The following is a 17,143-nucleotide window of genomic DNA, read 5'->3' as shown; positions in this document are numbered from 1 at the left end:
GGCGAATTCCTGTTATTTGTCCGGGCTGTCGATGGTCAGTTGTTGCTGCGCCGTGGTGCTGCTCGCCAGGGGTTGGCTACGGCCAATCCACTCGCCGGCGGTCGGTTGACCGGCCCGCGAGATGCGCGCCACCAGTTGGACTTCAGGGAAGTTCGACAGTTTCAGCTGCGGCATCATCGCGTCCGCGTCGCCCAACTCCACTGTGGCGGGCAGATCGGCGACGGTCATGCGCTTGGCCGCCAGCGGCGCCGGCGGACCGGAAGCCGCGCGGGCGAAGATGAACACGCTGTCGCCCGGCTGCACCTTGGCCTTGAGCGCCGGGGCCAGGTCGACACGCACCTTGAGCAAGGCCGCAGCCTTGGCCACCGGGGCCTGGACGACCTTGCCGCCACTGGCCTGCAGCTTCTCGGTGGCGCGGGTGATACCGCCCTGCAGCGCCTCACGGGACTTGTCGCCCTCCGGCAGTTGCACCAGCAGACGCCCCCAGTAATCGATCGCCTCCTGATAGCGCTCGCCTTCGAACGCGGCGATACCCAGCAGACCAAGGCTGGTGACCTCCTTGGGATCGAGTTTCAGCGCTTCATCGGTCAAGGCCTGGACCTTGTCCGACCATTTCTTGCCGTCGGCAAAATATTGCGCCTGGGCCCATTGCCCGAGCAGCTCGGGTTGCCGTCCGGCCAGCGCCACGGTGCGCTCGAAGATCTTCGCCGCATCCGCCGGCCGATCCTGGGCCATGTAGGTACGGCCGAGGAAATACAAGCCCTCGGCGGAGTCCGGTTGCGCGGCCACCGCGCGTTCCAGACGCAGGGTCATTTCTTCCATCGACTGCGGTGCCTGGGCGAATTCGCGGGTCAGCTCGACCTTGTCGCTGGCGCCAAAATGCAGGTACAGCCCCAAGCCCAACAGCGGCACCAGCACAGCGGCGAGCAACGGCAACGGCTTGCCCAACCGCGACTCCCGAGGCGCATCGGCACCCTCAGTGTCAGCCAGCAGCTCACGGGCGGCTTCGGCGCGACCGGTGTCCAGTTGCGCCGCATTGAGCACGCCCTCCTCTTGCTCGGCCTGCAACTCGGCGACACGTTCCTGGTACAGCGCCACGTTCAGCGCGGTACGGTCCTCCTCCAGCTGGGCACGGCGACCGCGCAGTACAGGGATCAACAGAAAACTCAGGGCAATCAGAAGCAGCAGACCTGCGGCGAGCCAAAAATCAATCATGCTTGGTTTTATCCAACAGTTGGTCGAGGCGCTGGCGCTCTTCGACAGAAAGCGTGTCCGGGGCAGCTGTGCGCTGGACCCGGCGGCGGCGCACGATCAGCGCGATGACGACAAAACCACCGAGCAACAGCCCGGCGGGGCCGAACCAGAGCAGCGCGGTCCTGGAAGACAGGGCCGGGTTGTAGCGCACGAACTCACCGTAGCGATCCACCATGAAATCGATGATCTGCTGGTTATCCTTGCCCTCGCCGAGCATGCGGAAGATTTCCTTGCGCAGGTCGGCGGCAATCGGTGCGTTGGAGTCGGCGATGTCCTGGTTCTGGCACTTGGGGCAGCGCAGCTCCTTGGTCAGTTCGCGAAACCGCTCGCGCTCGCCGTCGTTGGCAAATTCGTAGGTGTCGATGGCGGCATGAGCCACACCGACCAGGCTCAACCCGAGGATGGCGGCAGCTAACCAGCGCTTCATGGCTTGGCCTCGTCCACCAGGGCCTGGTACTTGGCGGCCAGTTTCTCGCGCCAGACCTGCTCGTCGATCACACCGACGAACTTGTCACGGATGATGCCCTTGGCGTCGATGAAGAACGTTTCCGGCGCCCCGTAGACCCCCAGGTTCAAGCCCAGGGAGCCCTCTTCGTCGCGAATGTCCAGTTGGTACGGGTTGTGGAACTCGGCGAGCCACTTCAAGGCATCGGCGTTGACGTCCTTGTAATTGACGCCGTAGATCACCACCCCGTTCTGGGCCAGTTTATTCAGCACCGGGTGCTCGACCCGGCAGGAAATGCACCAGGTGCCCCACACGTTGACCAGCGCCGGCTTACCCAGCAGGTCAGCCCGGGTCAGGTTCTTGTCGCCCTGCACCGAAGGCAGGGAAAACTCCGGGAACGGCTTGCCGATCATCGCCGAGGGCAACTCAGTCGGGTTCAGGTAAAGCCCTCGGAACAAAAACACTGCCATCAACAGAAACAGCGCCAGCGGTACCAACATCAACCAACGCTTCATGCAGTGGCTCCCGTCATGCCCAGGGTCTCACGCACCCGGGTTTTCACCTTGACTCGATAACGCCGATCCAGCGCCGCCAACACCCCGCCCAGGCCGGTCAGCAGGCCGCCGAACCAGATCCAGCGCACGAACGGCTTGACGTGAACCCGGACCGCCCACGCGCCATCGCCCAGGGACTCGCCCAGCGCCACGTAGAGATCGCGGGTGAAACCGGCATCGATCCCGGCTTCGGTCATCACCGAATTCTGCACGGTGTACAGGCGTTTTTCCGGGTGCAGCACGCTCACTTCCCGACCGTCGCGAATGACCCGCACGGTGCCTTTGTCGGAGGTGAAGTTCGGCCCCTCGAAATGTTTGGCGCCCTCGAAAACGAACTGATAGCCGGCCAGGTCCATGGACTCGCCCGGCGCCAGGCGCAGGTCACGCTCGGCGCTGTTCTGGCTGGACAGCACCACACCCAGGGCGCAGACGGCGATGCCCAGGTGGGCGACCTGCATGCCCCAATAACTGCGGGTCAGGGTTGGCAAGCCCTTGATCAGGCCTTTGTGCCGGGTCTTGTCGAAGATGTCCCGCACGCCCGCCAGCAACACCCAGGCAGCCAGCATGAACGTCGCCAGCACCGCCCAGTTGAAGTCGCCATAAGCGACCCCGGCCACCACGGCCAGGGCCGCCGTGCCGAGCAATACCGGTGTCAGCATGCCCAGCAGCCATTTGACCGGAGTGTCTTTCCAGCGCACCAATACGCCAATGGCCATCACCACCATCAGGATCGCCATCAGCGGGATGAACAGCGCATTGAAGTACGGCGGCCCCACCGACAGCTTGGCGCCGGACAGTGCATCGAGCACCAGCGGATACAGCGTTCCGAGCAGGATCATCGAGGCGGCCACCACCAGCACCAGGTTGTTGCCCAGCAACAGGGTTTCCCGGGACCAGAGGTTGAAGCCGACCTGGCTCTTCACCACCGGCGCACGCACGGCGAACAGCGTCAACGAGCCGCCAACCACGAACAGCAGGAACATCAGGATGAACACGCCGCGCTCGGGGTCCGAGGCAAAGGCGTGTACCGACGTGAGCACGCCGGAGCGCACCAGGAAAGTCCCCAACAGGCTCAACGAGAACGCGGCGATGGCCAACAACACCGTCCAGCTCTTGAACACGCCACGCTTTTCCGTGACCGCCAGGGAGTGAATCAGCGCAGTGCCCACCAGCCAGGGCATGAACGAGGCGTTTTCCACCGGGTCCCAGAACCACCAGCCGCCCCAGCCGAGTTCGTAGTAGGCCCACCATGAGCCGAGGGTGATGCCAATGCCGAGGAAGGCCCAGGCGACGATGGTCCACGGGCGCGACCAGCGTGCCCACGCGGCATCGAGACGGCCACCGAGCAACGCGGCGATGGCGAAGGCGAAGGCCACGGAGAAGCCGACATAGCCCATGTAGAGCATCGGTGGATGAACGATCAGGCCGATGTCCTGCAGCAACGGGTTGAGGTCGCGGCCGTCCGTCGGCATCTGGGGCAGGATGCGTTCGAACGGGTTGGAGGTGACGATCAGGAACAGCAGGAAACCGCTGCTGATCATGCCCATCACCGCCAGCACCCGGGCCAGCATCACCTGGGGCAATTGTCGGGAGAACACCGAGACCGCAAAGGTCCAGCCGGAGAGGATCAAGGCCCAGAGCAACAGCGAGCCTTCGTGAGCGCCCCACACTGCGCTGAACTTGTAGTACCAGGGCAAGGCGCTGTTGGAGTTGCTGGCAACGTAGGCCACGGAAAAATCATCGGCCATGAAGGCATAGGTCAGGCAGCCGAAGGCAAACAGCATAAAGGCGAACTGGCCCCACGCCGCTGGCTGGGCCAGGCTCATCCACAAACGGTCGCCGCGCCAGGCGCCGAACAACGGCACCACCGCCTGTACCAGGGCAAAGCACAGCGCCAGGATCATCGCCAGGTGGCCCAACTCGGGAATAAAGATACCAGCAGCCATCGATCAACCCTCCTTCACGGGAGCGGGCGCCGACTGACCGCTGTCTTTCAGGGCCTTGGTCACTTCCGGCGGCATGTATTTTTCGTCGTGCTTGGCCAACACTTCATCGGCCACCACCACACCATCGGCATTGAGCTTGCCCAGGGCGACGATGCCCTGCCCTTCGCGAAACAGGTCCGGCAGGATGCCGCGGTAGGTGATGGTCACGGTCTTGTTGAAATCGGTGACGTTGAACTTCACGTCCAGCGAATCCCCGGAGCGCACCAGCGAGCCCTTCTCCACCATGCCACCGGCACGAATACGGGTGTCCTTGGGCGCTTCGCCGTTGGCGATCTGGGTCGGGGTATAAAACAGGTTGATGTTCTGCTGCAGGGCGCTCAAGGCCAGGCCGACCGCGGCTCCGACCCCCACCAGGATCGCAAGAATGATGACAAGACGTTTTTTGCGCAGCGGATTCACTGACCGTTCTCCCGGCGCAGACGACGCGCCTCTTGTTGCAGATACCGCTTGCGGGCCACGATCGGCACCGCCACGTTGAGGGCCAGCACGGCCAGGCAAATGCCATAGGCTGACCAGACATACAGGCCATGATGACCCATGGCGAGGAAATCGCCGAATGAAGCGAAACTCATCGAGCGGCCTCCAGGCTGTTCTGTACTTCGGCCTTCACCCAGCTGGCCCGGGATTCGCGCTTGAGCACTTCCAGACGCATGCGCAGCAACAGCACCGCGCCGAAGAAACAGTAGAAACCCAATACAGTAAGCAACAGCGGCAGCCACATTTCAGCGGGCATCGCCGGTTTTTCGGTGAGGGTGAAGGTCGCGCCCTGGTGCAGGGTGTTCCACCATTGCACCGAGTACTTGATGATCGGGATGTTGATCACGCCGACAATCGCCAACACCGCGCAGGCCTTGGCGGCGCTGTCACGATTACTGATGGCGTTGCCCAGCGCAATAAGACCGAAGTACAGGAACAGCAGGATCAGCATCGACGTCAGTCGGGCATCCCAGACCCACCACGAGCCCCAGGTCGGCTTGCCCCAGATCGCGCCGGTGACCAGCGCCACGGCGGTCATCCAGGCGCCGATAGGGGCGGCGCATTGCAGGGCCACATCGGCCAGTTTCATTTTCCACACCAGCCCGACCACGCCACACACCGCCAGCATCACGTAGACGGACTGAGCCAGCATCGCCGTGGGCACGTGGATATAGATAATGCGGAAGCTGTTGCCTTGCTGGTAGTCCGGCGGGGCGAAGGCCAGGCCCCAGACCACGCCGGCGCCAATCAGCAGCAGTGCAGCGATGCTCAACCAGGGCAGCAGTTTGCCGCTGATGCCGTAGAACCACTTGGGTGAGCCGAGCTTATGAAACCAGGTCCAGTTCATTGCAATTTCCATCACGGTTGCGGCTCGCCATCGCGAACCGCCGGGGCGGCCTTGACTTCCAAGGAAGTGGTCAGTTCTTGACCAGGCCTCATTATTATTCGCCGACGCTGATTTTCAGGCCAGCGGCTATTGCAAAGGGTGTCAGGGTTATCGCCAGGGCGGTCAGGCTCCCAAGCCACAGCAGATAACCGATTGCCGGCATGCCTTGCAGTGCTGCCTGCAAGGCGCCACTGCCGAGGATCAGCACCGGGATGTACAACGGCAAAATCAGCAGGGCCAGCAACAGGCCACCGCGCTTGAGTCCCACCGTCAATGCCGCCCCCACCGCACCGAGCAGGCTCAGCACCGGGGTGCCAAGCAGCAGCGACACTAGCAGCACTGGCATGCACGCGGCGGGCAAGCCCAGCATCATCGCCAGCAGTGGCGAGAGCAATACCAGTGCCAGACCAGAAAAAACCCAGTGTGCCAGTACCTTGGCCAAAACCAGAAGGGCCAGGGGGTGCGACGAAAGGACCCACTGTTCCAGGGAACCGTCTTCGAAATCACTGCGGAAAAGCCCGTCCAGCGAGAGCAGGACCGATAAAAGCGCCGCCACCCAGACCAACCCCGGCGACAAGGTTTGCAACAATTGAGTCTCCGGACCGACCGCCAGCGGGAACAACGCGATGACGATCGCAAAGAACACCAGCGGATTGGCCAATTCGGCCGGGCGGCGGAACAACAAGCGCGCCTCGCGGGCAAGCAACAGGCCAAACACACTCATACGGCCCAGTTCCCCAGATCAATGTTGCGATAACCGGACGGCATCCGGGCCAGGGTGTGGTGGGTAGTCAGCAGCACCATACCGCCCTTTTCGCAGTGACGGGCCAAGTGTTCTTCCAGTTGAGCCACGCCCTGCTTGTCGAGGGCAGTGAACGGTTCATCGAGAATCCACAGCGGCGGGCTGTCCAGGTACAGCCGGGCCAGGGCCACACGGCGCTGCTGGCCGGCGGACAGGGTATGGCACGGTACGTCTTCGAAACCGCGCAACCCCACGGTCGCCAACGCTTGCCAGATCGCCTCGCGCCCGGCCGGCCGGTGCAGCGCACAGAGCCAACTGAGGTTCTCTTCGGGGGTCAGCAAATCCTTGATCCCGGCGGCATGGCCGATCCACAGCAGGTTGCGGGCTAGTTCGCTGCGCTGGCTCTGCAAGGGCTGGCCGTTGAGCAACACTTGGCCGGCGGTCGGTTGCATCAACCCGGCCAGCAGGCGCAACAGGCTGGTCTTGCCACTGCCGTTGGGGCCGCTGACCTGCACCATATCGCCATTGGAGAGTCTCAATTCGAGGTGTTCGAAAAGCAGCCGCAAGTCTCGCTCACAGGCGAGGTCGACGGTTTGCAAAAGAGGACTGGTCAAGGGATCGCGGGCCTTATACGGTTCAAGTCGGCGGTGCAGCGGCCGTTAAAGAGATGCAGCATAGATGCATTGACGGCCTGTTCCACAGAGCTGCGTCAAACAATTGTAAGGTTTTTGCCACTCCCTGAAAGACGGGCGGCATTATACATGTGATGCCCTACTCTAAAGAGGGCTTATTTCCCCAAGGTTAGTACCGCAGATGACAGGTGACATGAACATCCTGCCGCTGCCCCAGGCCACGGCAACCACGCGTATGCCAGCGGTCAATGGCGAGCTGCTCAAACTGCTGACGCCGGCCGAAGGTCTGATCGGCTCCGGCCAGATGGCCCAGGCCGAAGTGCTGTCGCTCAAACAGGCCGACCAGACTTTCCAGCTGTTGCTCAAGGTCACCCTGGAGAGCGGCCGGCAAACCACCGTCCAGGCCACCAGCACCCAGCCGCTGCCCCAGGGCACCAACCTGGCCGTGACCCAACCATCGGCCAGCAATCTGGCGATTGCCGTGCAACAGACCGTCGCCTCCAGCGTCGCCACCCTGACCCGAATCGACACCGCACAGATGCCCGTCGGCACCCTGCTGCAAGGCAAGGTGCTCACCAGCCAGGCGTTGCCGCAATTGCCTGGGCAACCGGCGGTGTATCGGTCGCTGGTGAGCCTGCTGAATACCGCCCAGGCTGGCAGCACCCTGGATATCGACAGCCCACAACCGCTGCGCATTGGCACGCTGTTGAGCGCTCAGGTGCAAGATGCCCAGACGTTGAAATTCATCCCCCTGAGCAACCGCCAGGAGCAATTGGCGGTGAGCCAGCAATTGGTCACGCAAATGAGCCAGCAGGGCTCGTTGGACAGCCTGGTCAACGCCCTGCAAAACCTTCCGGCCACTGACGACACTGGCGCCGAGCTGCGCGCCGCGGTGACACGCCTGCTGGCTGGCCTGCCGGACGTCCAGCAACTGAGCACGCCCAAAGGACTGGCCCAGGCCATGGTCGCCAGCGGTGTGTTCCTGGAAAGCAAATTGCTCGCCGGGCAGCCGAGCCTCGCGCCGGACCTCAAAGGCGACCTGCTGAAGCTGATTGCTCAACTGACACCGGCCCTGCCTGCGTCCACCAACCTCAGCGCCATCATCGCCGCCAATACCTTGGCCCAGGTATTGCCCAACTTCGTGCGCAACGCCTTGGGAACCCTCGGCCAGGTCAGCGCCAAGCCACAACCCACCAGTTTTCCCCTGCCCTCGCGCTTGATGAAAGGCCAGGACGAAGACGCTGATCTGGAACACCTGTTGCGCCTGGCAGCCGCTGCGGTGTCACGCTTGCAAAGCCATCAGTTGTCGAGCCTGGAACAGACCGGCCTGACCGACGATGGCCGGCTGATGAGCACCTGGCAGCTGGAAATCCCAATGCGCAACCTGCAGGACATCGTGCCTTTGCAGGTCAAATTCCAACGCGAGGAAACCCCGCCCCGGGAACAGCCACAGGAGCGCCGGGAAGAACGCGAACCGAAACAACAACTCTGGCGGGTCGAGTTGGCCTTCGACATGGAACCCCTGGGGCCGCTGCAGGTTCAAGCACAATTGCTCAGCGGCAGCCTGTCGAGCCAGTTGTGGGCGGAGCGGCCCTACACCGCGAGCCTGATCGAAAGTAACCTGACGGCGCTGCGTGAGCGCCTGGTGACCTGTGGCCTGAACGTCGGCGACCTGGACTGCCACCTCGGCACACCGCCGCAAGGCCCCAAGACACGCCTGGAACAACGCTGGGTGGACGAAACCGCATGACGACCCACACTGAACCCCGCCAGGCCATCGCCCTCAAGTACGACGGCCACCACGCCCCAACCCTCACCGCCAAGGGCGACGAAGCCCTGGCCGAGGAAATCCTGCGCATCGCCCGCGAAAGCGAAGTGCCAATCTATGAAAACGCCGAGTTGGTCAAGCTGTTGGCACGGATGGAGTTGGGAGACAGCATTCCGGAAGAGTTGTATCGCACGATTGCCGAGATCATCGCGTTTGCCTGGAACCTCAAGGGCAAGTTTCCCCAGGGCTATGACCCGAATGCGCCAAGTGTCGAGAAGGATGTGACCGATCGCGGTGACGATTACTGATCCCAAAAACCAGTAAGGCCACTCTTGTGGCGAGGGAGCAGCGCCCTCACCACAGGGGTTTACGTTGGCAGGAATACTCAGGTATGTGAACGACAAAAAACTGTGGGAGCGAGCTTGCTCGCGATAGCGGTCGCACATTCAACAGCTTCGTTGACTGTTACACCGCTATCGCGAGCAAGCTCGCTCCCACAATTGGGTCTGGGCGAAGGCGATCAGCCCTTATGCAGCTTGCTCATCAACTCAGCCTCGGCCTGGGTCAAGCCGCAGGCTTGGGTCAGTTCGTCGACGCTGGCGCCCATGCCAACCAGGCGGGCGGCCTGGGCGAAGGACAGGGTGGAAGGGTCGCGTTGTTCCAGTTGGGCCAGCTTGTCCGGCAACGGCGCGACCACGGCACGCAGCTCGTGGATCGCTTCGCCCATGCGCACAGTACCGTTCTGATAATCGTCGACGCGTTTGGCCAGGTCCTTGATGCGCTGATCGCGCAGCGCATCGCCCTGGGCCTGCTGAGCGGCGATCTGCCGCTGGCCGCGTATGTACGCCACAAACATCGCCAGCGTGCCTGCCCAAAAAAGGAACAGGACAATGACTGCTACCTCAAGAATCAATCAGATACTCTCCAGTTCCGACCACTCTTCTTCGCTCATCATTTTTTCCAGTTCGACCAGGATCAGCAACTCGTTGTTCTTGTTGCAGACGCCCTGGATGAACTTGGCCGACTCCTCGTTACCGACGTTAGGCGCGGTTTCGATTTCCGACTGACGCAAGTAAACCACTTCGGCGACGCTGTCGACGAGGATGCCGACCACTTGCTTGTCGGCTTCGATGATCACGATACGGGTATTGTCGTTGACCTCGGTGGAGCTCAGGCCAAAACGCTGGCGAGTGTCGATCACCGTGACCACGTTGCCACGCAGGTTGATGATGCCCAGCACATAGCTGGGTGCACCCGGTACCGGAGCGATCTCGGTATAGCGCAGCACTTCCTGAACGCGCATCACGTTGATGCCGTAGGTTTCGTTATCGAGTTTGAAGGTCACCCATTGCAAAATCGGATCTTCGGAACCCTTGAGAGACGACGCCTTATCATTCATACCCTGACCCCTCGAAAAACCGCCTGTGGCGGCGTGTGTTCTGTCCCGCGACGCTGTGCGCCACGGGTTGTCTTATTTCGGTTTCTGGACCGGCTTGGAGCCGCCCAGGTGTTTTGCCCCGCCGCTGGCGATAAGCTCGGCCAGCTCGGATACGTCCAGCAAGGCGCACATGTGCTCGATCACCGTACCGGCCAACCATGGCCGTTGCCCTCTATGGCTGCGCCACTTGATCTCGTTCGGGTCCAGGCGCAATGAGCGGCTGACCTGATGCACTGCCAACCCCCACTCATAACCCTGCACCGAAATCACGTACTGCAGGCCCTGGCGAAAATCATCGCGATAACGGTCCGGCATCACCCAGCGCGCGGTGTCCAGCACCTTCAGGTTGCCAGCCTGGCTCGGCAGGATCCCGAGGAACCATTCCGGCTGACCAAACAACGGCGTCAATTCCTGCCCGGCCAGGGAATAAATCGATCCCAGGCATACCAGCGGCACTGCCAGGGTCAACCCGGCCACATCAAACAACAGACACTCGAACGGCTCGGCGGCCCAGGCCGGGCGGTCATCGTTCGGCACCGGCGGCGGCGGGTTGCTCGGCGGCAAGTGAACTTCCACTACCGGCGTCACCAAGCCCTGCAACAATGGCGCAACGGTCGAGACCGGCGTCAGGATCGGCGCGGGCGCGTCCATCACCGCCACCTGAGGCTTGATAAACGGTGCCTCCACCGCCGCCGCTATCACTGACTTCTGCGCATCACGGGCCTGCTCTTCGAGCACGGCCGCCTGGAATTCATCCAGCACACCTTCGGCTTCCAAGGTCTCGGGCAACGCCTCGATCACGCTCGGTTGCACTGGCAGTTCTTCGGTCGCTTCCTGCAATAGTCCGTCCAGATAGGACTGCAAGGCCATTTGCGGACGCGAGGTTGTCTTTATCGGGCGGCTCATAGAAACAGTGCGCCGCTTAAAGAGGTTATCGGCATGAATGCGGTAGGACTTGAGCGCTCGCAAGCGAGCACGATGCCTGTGGGAAACCTCGTCACTTAAGCCACCTGCTGTGAAACAAGCTGTTGGGCCAGCAGGTGCTTGAGCAGCGCCCGGTAGGCCAGCACGCCACGGCTTTTGCCGTCGAATTGCGAAGGGGTCAGACCGGCGCGGCTGGCGTCGCGCAAGCGGGTATCGACGGGAATGTAGCCTTGCCAGATATCATCCGGGTACATGTCCCGCAACACGCGCAGGGTGCCCAGGGACGCCTGGGTGCGACGGTCGAACAGGGTCGGCACGATGTTGAAGGCCAACGATTGCTTGCGCGAGCGGTTGACCATCGCCAGCGTGTTGACCATACGCTCCAGGCCCTTGACCGCCAGGTGTTCGGTCTGCACCGGGATCACCAGTTGCTGGCTGGCCGCCAACGCGTTGACCATCAGCAAACCGAGCAACGGCGGGCTGTCGATGATCGCGTAATCGAAATCCTGCCACAGCTGCGCCAGACTCTTGGCGATGACCAGGCCCAGGCCACTCTGCCCCGGCGACTGCCGCTCCAGGGTGGCCAGGGCGGTGCTCGACGGTAGCAGGGAAATCCGCTCGTCGCTGGTGGACAACAGCAACTGCCCCGGCAGGCCTTCGGGCACGACGCCCTTGTGCAGGAACAGATCGTAGTTGCTGTGCTCCAGGCTGTCGGGATCGTAACCAAAATAGCTGGTCATCGAGCCGTGGGGGTCCAGATCGACCATGACCACGCGCTTGCCCGCCTCGGCCAGCAATCCGGCTAAAGCGATGGAAGATGTGGTTTTGCCCACACCACCTTTTTGATTGGCAACTGCCCAGACTCTCATTCGGATCGTTCCTCCCGGCCGAAACAGGCTCGGCCGAGAAATAGCTCGGTTATAAAGCGGGTGACGGAGAATTGACGGCACTCTGTCGTCCCGGCGACTTGTCCGAGGTCGGTGCAGTTTGTGTGCCAGCGCGCTTCAATGCCGCGTCCGGTTTTGCATTGGCCGTGCCGGTGCCGGTCAAGCTGCGACGCACATCGAGGTTTCGCGACACCACCAACACCACGCGACGGTTGCGTGCACGGCCCTCGGCCGTGGCGTTATTGGCCACCGGCTGAAACTCGCCGTAGCCCACCGACGCCAGGCGACCGGGGTTCACACCCTGCATGGCGAGCATGCGCACGATGCTCGCCGAGCGCGCCGAGGACAGCTCCCAGTTGGTCGGGTACTGCGCGGTACGGATCGGCTGGTCGTCAGTGAAGCCTTCGACATGGATCGGGTTATCGAACGGCTTCAGGATCGCCGCCACTTTATCGATGATGTTGAACGCCATGTCGCTGGGCATGGCATCGCCGCTGCCGAACAACAGGCTGGAATTGAGCTCGATCTCGACCCACAACTCGTTGCCGCGCACGGTCATCTGGTTCGAGCTGATCAGGTCGCCGAACGCCGCACTGATGTCGTCGGCAATGCTCTTCAATGGATCGCTGCCGCCGGCAATACCGGCATCGACCTGCTCGGCATCCCTGACCAACGGCTTGGCCGGTGTGGTTGTCTTGGGCCGTTCATCGCCAATAGGGATGGGCTTGAGGGCGCGGTCGGAGTCGGTAAAGACACCGATCAACGCCTCGGAGATCACTTTGTATTTGCCTTCGTTGATTGACGAAATCGAATACATGACCACGAAAAAGGCGAACAACAGTGTGATGAAGTCGGCGTAGGAGACTAGCCAGCGTTCATGGTTGACGTGTTCTTCAGTGTGCCTGCGACGGGCCATTTTCCATGTCTCCCATCAGTCCATGAAGCCCTGGAGCTTCAACTCAATGGAGCGCGGGTTTTCGCCTTCGGCGATCGACAGGATCCCCTCCAGCAACATTTCACGATAACGCGACTGACGCAACGCGATGGCCTTGAGCTTGGCGGCGATCGGCAACAGCACCAGGTTGGCACTCGCCACCCCGTAGATCGTGGCAACGAAGGCCACGGCGATGCCGCTGCCCAGTTGCGACGGATCGGCCAGGTTGCCCATCACGTGGATCAGGCCCATCACCGCACCGATGATGCCGATGGTCGGCGCGTAGCCGCCCATGCTTTCGAAAACTTTGGCCGCTTCGATGTCGCGGCTTTCCTGGGTGTAGAAATCCACCTCCAGAATGCTGCGGATGGCTTCCGGCTCGGCGCCGTCGACCAGCAATTGCAGGCCCTTGCGCGAGTAACTGTCGGGCTCGGCATCGGCCACACCTTCCAGGCCCAGCAAGCCCTCCTTGCGCGCGGTCAGGCTCCAGTTCACCACCCGGTCGATACCGCCAGCCAAGTCCACGCGAGGCGGGAACAGGATCCAGATCAGTACCTGCATGGCACGCTTGAACGCGCTCATGGGCGACTGCAACAGCGCGGCACCGATGGTGCCGCCCAGCACGATCAGCGCCGCCGGACCGTTGGCCAAAGCCCCCAGATGACCGCCTTCCAGATAATTGCCGCCAATGATGGCGACGAATGCCATGACGATGCCGATCAGGCTGAGCACATCCATTACAGGCACGCCTCGACCAGGTGTCTACCGATGTCGTCCAGCCCGTACACCGCGTCGGCAAGATCCGCCTTCACGATGGCCATCGGCATGCCATAGATCACGCAACTGGCTTCGTCCTGGGCCCAGATCGCACTGCCGCCCTGCTTGAGCAGGCGCGCGCCTTCACGACCGTCGGCGCCCATGCCGGTGAGGACCACCGCCAGAACTTTGTCACCGTAGGACTTGGCTGCGGAACCGAAGGTGATGTCCACGCAGGGCTTGTAGTTCAAACGCTCGTCGCCCGGGAGGATTTTCACCGCGCCGCGGCCATCGATCATCATCTGCTTGCCACCCGGGGCCAGCAACGCCAGGCCCGGACGCAGGATGTCGCCATCCTCGGCTTCCTTGACGCTGATATTGCACAGCTTGTCCAGGCGCTCGGCGAAAGCCTTGGTGAAGGCCGCAGGCATATGTTGGATCAGCACGATGGGGGCCGGGAAGTTGGCCGGCAACTGGGTCAGGACCCGTTGCAGCGCCACCGGGCCACCGGTGGACGTACCAATGGCAACGAGCTTGTAGGCCTTGCGCTTGGGTGCCGGCGACGTCGGGCTGGCGGGTGCCGGACGAGCAGGTGCGGGCGCCGGGGCACTGCTGCGCACCGGAGGCGGATTGAAGCCGCCCGACGATGCCGGGGCAGGCGCAGGGCTCGGTGCAACCGCAGGCGCTGGCGCGCTGTAGGCGCCGGCACGCCGGTTGCTGCGGGAAATGCTATGGACCTTCTCGCACAGCAACTGCCGGACCTTGTCGGGGTTGCGCGAGATGTCTTCGAAATTCTTCGGCAGGAAATCCACCGCCCCGGCGTCCAGCGCATCGAGGGTCACCCGCGCGCCTTCATGAGTCAGGGAGGAGAACATCAATACGGGAGTCGGGCAGCGCTGCATGATATGCCGCACAGCCGTGATGCCATCCATCATCGGCATCTCGTAGTCCATGGTGATCACGTCTGGCTTGAGCGCCAACGCCTGATCGATTGCCTCTTTGCCGTTGGTCGCCGTACCGACGACTTGAATACTCGTGTCCGCCGAAAGAATTTCCGAGACGCGGCGGCGGAAAAACCCCGAATCGTCCACCACCAGGACTTTAACTACCATAAACACTCCGTTAGACGAGGCGCGGCCCTGGGCCCCGCCCCTCCAGAATCAAATACGCCGTGCGGCGTAACGCTTGAGCATGCTTGGCACATCGAGAATCAACGCGATGCGGCCGTCGCCGGTGATGGTGGCGCCGGACATGCCCGGGGTGCCCTGGAGCATCTTGCCCAATGGCTTGATGACCACTTCTTCCTGACCCACCAACTGGTCGACGACAAAGCCGATCCGCTGGGTGCCCACCGAAAGGATCACCACATGGCCTTCGCCCTGCTCCACATGAGCGGCGGAGCTGACCAGCCAGCGCTTGAGGTAGAACAGTGGCAGTGCCTTGTCCCGTACGATCACCACTTCCTGGCCGTCCACCACGTTGGTGCGCGACAGGTCGAGGTGGAAGATTTCGTTGACGTTGACCAGCGGGAAGGCGAATGCCTGGTTGCCCAGCATCACCATCAAGGTCGGCATGATCGCCAGGGTCAACGGGACCTTGATGACGATCTTCGAGCCCTGGCCCTTGGTCGAGTAAATGTTGATCGAACCATTGAGCTGGGAAATCTTGGTCTTCACCACGTCCATGCCCACGCCACGGCCGGACACGTCGGAAATCTCGGTCTTGGTCGAGAAGCCCGGGGCGAAGATCAGGTTGTAGCACTCGGTGTCGCTCAGGCGATCGGCGGCATCCTTGTCCATCACACCGCGCTTGACTGCGATGGAACGCAGCACGTTCGGGTCCATGCCTTTGCCGTCGTCGGAGATCGACAACAGGATGTGGTCGCCCTCCTGCTCGGCGGCCAGCACCACCTTGCCGCTGCGAACCTTGCCCGAGGCTTCGCGCTCTTCCGGCGACTCGATGCCGTGGTCGACGGCGTTGCGCACCAAGTGGACCAGCGGGTCGGCCAGGGCCTCGACAAGGTTCTTGTCCAGGTCGGTCTCTTCGCCCACCAGTTCCAGGTTGATTTCTTTCTTGAGCTGGCGAGCCAGGTCACGAACCAGGCGCGGGAAGCGCCCGAAGACTTTCTTGATCGGCTGCATCCGGGTCTTCATGACCGCGGTCTGCAGGTCCGCCGTGACCACATCGAGGTTCGACACAGCCTTGGACATGGCTTCGTCCTGGCTGTTGAGACCCAGGCGTACCAGACGGTTACGCACCAGCACCAGTTCGCCGACCATGTTCATGATCTCGTCCAGGCGTGCGGTGTCGACCCGGACAGTGGTTTCGGCTTCGCTGGCCGGTTTTTCCGCTGGCGCAGCCGCCGGGGCACGGGCTGCTGCCGGGGCAGCTGCCGCAGCCGGCTTGGGCGTCTCGGCCTTCGGTTCCGGTGCCTTGGCCGCGGGTTTTGGCGCAGCCTTGGCCGCCGGCGCAGCAGTGGCGGCAGTGCCCGCAGTAGGGGCAGCCGTGGCCTTCCCGACTTCACTGAACTTGCCTTTGCCGTGCAGTTCATCGAGCAGCGATTCGAATTCGTGATCGCTGATCAGGTCACTGCCCGCCGCCGCAGCGGTGGGCTTGGCCGGCGTCGGCGCAGAAGCGATGGCTGAATCCAGCGCTTCAACGGCAAACGTGCCCTTGCCGTGCAACTGATCGAGCAAAGCCTCGAATTCGTCGTCGGTAATATCGGAATTGTCGCCCGCCGCTTTCGGGGCGGCCGGGGTCGCTGCAGGAACGACCGCATCGGGCGCGAACTGGCCTTTGCCATGAAGCTGATCGAGCAACGACTCGAACTCGTCGTCGGTGATTTCATCGCTGGCAGCAGCAGTTGCCTCGGTGGCCGGCACAACGGGGGCCGGCGGGGCAGCGGCTTCAGCCTTGACGGCGTTCAGCGAGTCCAGCAATTGTTCAAATTCGTTATCGGTGATGTCGCCCGACTCCTCGGCGACCGGTTCTTCAACGACCGTCTCGACAACCGGAGCGGATTCGTCAGCCGATTGTGGCTCGGCCAGGCGTGCCAGCGCAGCGAGCAACTCAGGGGTGGCAGCGGTGATCGGCGAGCGCTCGCGCACTTCGCTGAACATGCTGTTGACCGCATCCAGCGCTTCGAGCACCACGTCCATCAGTTCCGAATCAACGCGGCGCTCACCCTTGCGCAGGATGTCGAACACGTTTTCGGCAATGTGGCAGCACTCCACCAGCTCATTGAGCTGGAGGAAGCCGGCGCCTCCTTTTACAGTGTGGAAACCGCGAAAAATTGCATTGAGCAAGTCTGCATCATCGGGTCGACTTTCCAGCTCGACCAGTTGCTCAGACAGTTGCTCTAGAATCTCGCCGGCCTCAACCAGGAAATCCTGAAGGATCTCTTCATCGGCGCCGAAGCTCATTAATGGCTGCTCCTAAAA

At 62.4% G+C, this 17,143-nt stretch carries 19 protein-coding genes; 2 read left to right on the top strand and 17 right to left on the bottom strand.

The annotated features are described in order from the left end of the window. Window positions 1-12: 12 nt before the first annotated feature. From ccmI to ccmA, 9 genes are all read right to left on the bottom strand, one after another. Complete coding sequence (gene ccmI, locus J9870_RS08200; RefSeq protein ID WP_210643454.1) at window positions 13-1,215, bottom strand: c-type cytochrome biogenesis protein CcmI; 1,203 nt, start codon at window positions 1,213-1,215, stop codon at window positions 13-15. Continuing rightward, window positions 1,208-1,681, bottom strand: coding sequence for a cytochrome c-type biogenesis protein (locus J9870_RS08195; RefSeq protein WP_210643453.1), 474 nt, complete (start codon window positions 1,679-1,681; stop codon window positions 1,208-1,210). The genes ccmI and J9870_RS08195 overlap by 8 nt, the downstream gene beginning before the upstream one ends. Beyond that, complete coding sequence (locus J9870_RS08190) at window positions 1,678-2,214, bottom strand: DsbE family thiol:disulfide interchange protein (RefSeq protein ID WP_210643452.1); 537 nt, start codon at window positions 2,212-2,214, stop codon at window positions 1,678-1,680. The genes J9870_RS08195 and J9870_RS08190 overlap by 4 nt, the downstream gene beginning before the upstream one ends. Further along, on the bottom strand, window positions 2,211-4,199 hold the full coding sequence (locus J9870_RS08185; RefSeq protein ID WP_210643451.1) for a heme lyase CcmF/NrfE family subunit: 1,989 nt from the start codon (window positions 4,197-4,199) through the stop codon (window positions 2,211-2,213). The genes J9870_RS08190 and J9870_RS08185 overlap by 4 nt, the downstream gene beginning before the upstream one ends. Before the next feature lie 3 nt (window positions 4,200-4,202). Next, window positions 4,203-4,658: a cytochrome c maturation protein CcmE gene (gene ccmE, locus J9870_RS08180; RefSeq protein ID WP_024778689.1), complete on the bottom strand. Its 456-nt coding sequence runs from the start codon at window positions 4,656-4,658 to the stop codon at window positions 4,203-4,205. Then, window positions 4,655-4,831: a heme exporter protein CcmD gene (ccmD, locus tag J9870_RS08175; RefSeq protein WP_025212528.1), complete on the bottom strand. Its 177-nt coding sequence runs from the start codon at window positions 4,829-4,831 to the stop codon at window positions 4,655-4,657. Before ccmD ends, ccmE begins: the two co-directional genes overlap by 4 nt. Then, a complete protein-coding gene (locus tag J9870_RS08170; RefSeq protein WP_210643450.1) occupies window positions 4,828-5,583 on the bottom strand; it encodes a heme ABC transporter permease in 756 nt (251 codons plus the stop codon). The genes ccmD and J9870_RS08170 overlap by 4 nt, the downstream gene beginning before the upstream one ends. Window positions 5,584-5,677: 94 nt before the next feature. Continuing rightward, window positions 5,678-6,346 (bottom strand): heme exporter protein CcmB, encoded by a 669-nt coding sequence (ccmB, locus tag J9870_RS08165; protein ID WP_024778686.1) that lies wholly within the window; start codon window positions 6,344-6,346, stop codon window positions 5,678-5,680. Further along, a complete protein-coding gene (gene ccmA, locus J9870_RS08160) occupies window positions 6,343-6,978 on the bottom strand; it encodes a cytochrome c biogenesis heme-transporting ATPase CcmA (protein WP_210643449.1) in 636 nt (211 codons plus the stop codon). The genes ccmB and ccmA overlap by 4 nt, the downstream gene beginning before the upstream one ends. Window positions 6,979-7,177: 199 nt before the next feature. Between ccmA and J9870_RS08155 the strand changes: the two genes are divergently transcribed. Further along, window positions 7,178-8,746, top strand: a complete 1,569-nt coding sequence (locus J9870_RS08155; protein WP_210643448.1) for a flagellar hook-length control protein FliK — start codon at window positions 7,178-7,180, stop codon at window positions 8,744-8,746. Next, complete coding sequence (locus J9870_RS08150; RefSeq protein ID WP_003199146.1) at window positions 8,743-9,072, top strand: EscU/YscU/HrcU family type III secretion system export apparatus switch protein; 330 nt, start codon at window positions 8,743-8,745, stop codon at window positions 9,070-9,072. Before J9870_RS08155 ends, J9870_RS08150 begins: the two co-directional genes overlap by 4 nt. Before the next feature lie 212 nt (window positions 9,073-9,284). Here the strand turns inward: J9870_RS08150 and J9870_RS08145 are convergent, their stop codons facing one another. From J9870_RS08145 to J9870_RS08110, 8 genes are all read right to left on the bottom strand, one after another. Then, window positions 9,285-9,677 carry a DUF2802 domain-containing protein gene (locus tag J9870_RS08145; protein WP_210643447.1) on the bottom strand — a complete coding sequence of 131 codons (393 nt, stop codon included), beginning with the start codon at window positions 9,675-9,677 and terminating at the stop codon, window positions 9,285-9,287. Beyond that, on the bottom strand, window positions 9,678-10,163 hold the full coding sequence (locus J9870_RS08140; protein WP_003183968.1) for a chemotaxis protein CheW: 486 nt from the start codon (window positions 10,161-10,163) through the stop codon (window positions 9,678-9,680). A gap of 72 nt (window positions 10,164-10,235) precedes the next feature. Then, a complete protein-coding gene (locus J9870_RS08135; protein WP_210643446.1) occupies window positions 10,236-11,108 on the bottom strand; it encodes a CheW domain-containing protein in 873 nt (290 codons plus the stop codon). Window positions 11,109-11,203: 95 nt separating this feature from the next. Continuing rightward, window positions 11,204-11,995 (bottom strand): ParA family protein, encoded by a 792-nt coding sequence (locus tag J9870_RS08130; protein ID WP_135844314.1) that lies wholly within the window; start codon window positions 11,993-11,995, stop codon window positions 11,204-11,206. Between the two features lie 49 nt (window positions 11,996-12,044). Further along, a complete protein-coding gene (motD, locus tag J9870_RS08125) occupies window positions 12,045-12,929 on the bottom strand; it encodes a flagellar motor protein MotD (protein ID WP_210643445.1) in 885 nt (294 codons plus the stop codon). A gap of 15 nt (window positions 12,930-12,944) precedes the next feature. Then, window positions 12,945-13,685, bottom strand: a complete 741-nt coding sequence (locus J9870_RS08120) for a flagellar motor protein (protein WP_025212520.1) — start codon at window positions 13,683-13,685, stop codon at window positions 12,945-12,947. Continuing rightward, window positions 13,685-14,815 carry a chemotaxis response regulator protein-glutamate methylesterase gene (locus tag J9870_RS08115; RefSeq protein WP_210643444.1) on the bottom strand — a complete coding sequence of 377 codons (1,131 nt, stop codon included), beginning with the start codon at window positions 14,813-14,815 and terminating at the stop codon, window positions 13,685-13,687. The genes J9870_RS08120 and J9870_RS08115 overlap by 1 nt, the downstream gene beginning before the upstream one ends. Before the next feature lie 48 nt (window positions 14,816-14,863). Next, complete coding sequence (locus J9870_RS08110) at window positions 14,864-17,125, bottom strand: chemotaxis protein CheA (protein ID WP_210643443.1); 2,262 nt, start codon at window positions 17,123-17,125, stop codon at window positions 14,864-14,866. Window positions 17,126-17,143: the final 18 nt, after the last annotated feature.

The sequence above is a fragment of the Pseudomonas sp. Tri1 genome, assembly GCF_017968885.1.
Lineage (GTDB): Bacteria > Pseudomonadota > Gammaproteobacteria > Pseudomonadales > Pseudomonadaceae > Aquipseudomonas.
This window is presented reverse-complemented; position numbering and strand designations above follow the sequence as displayed.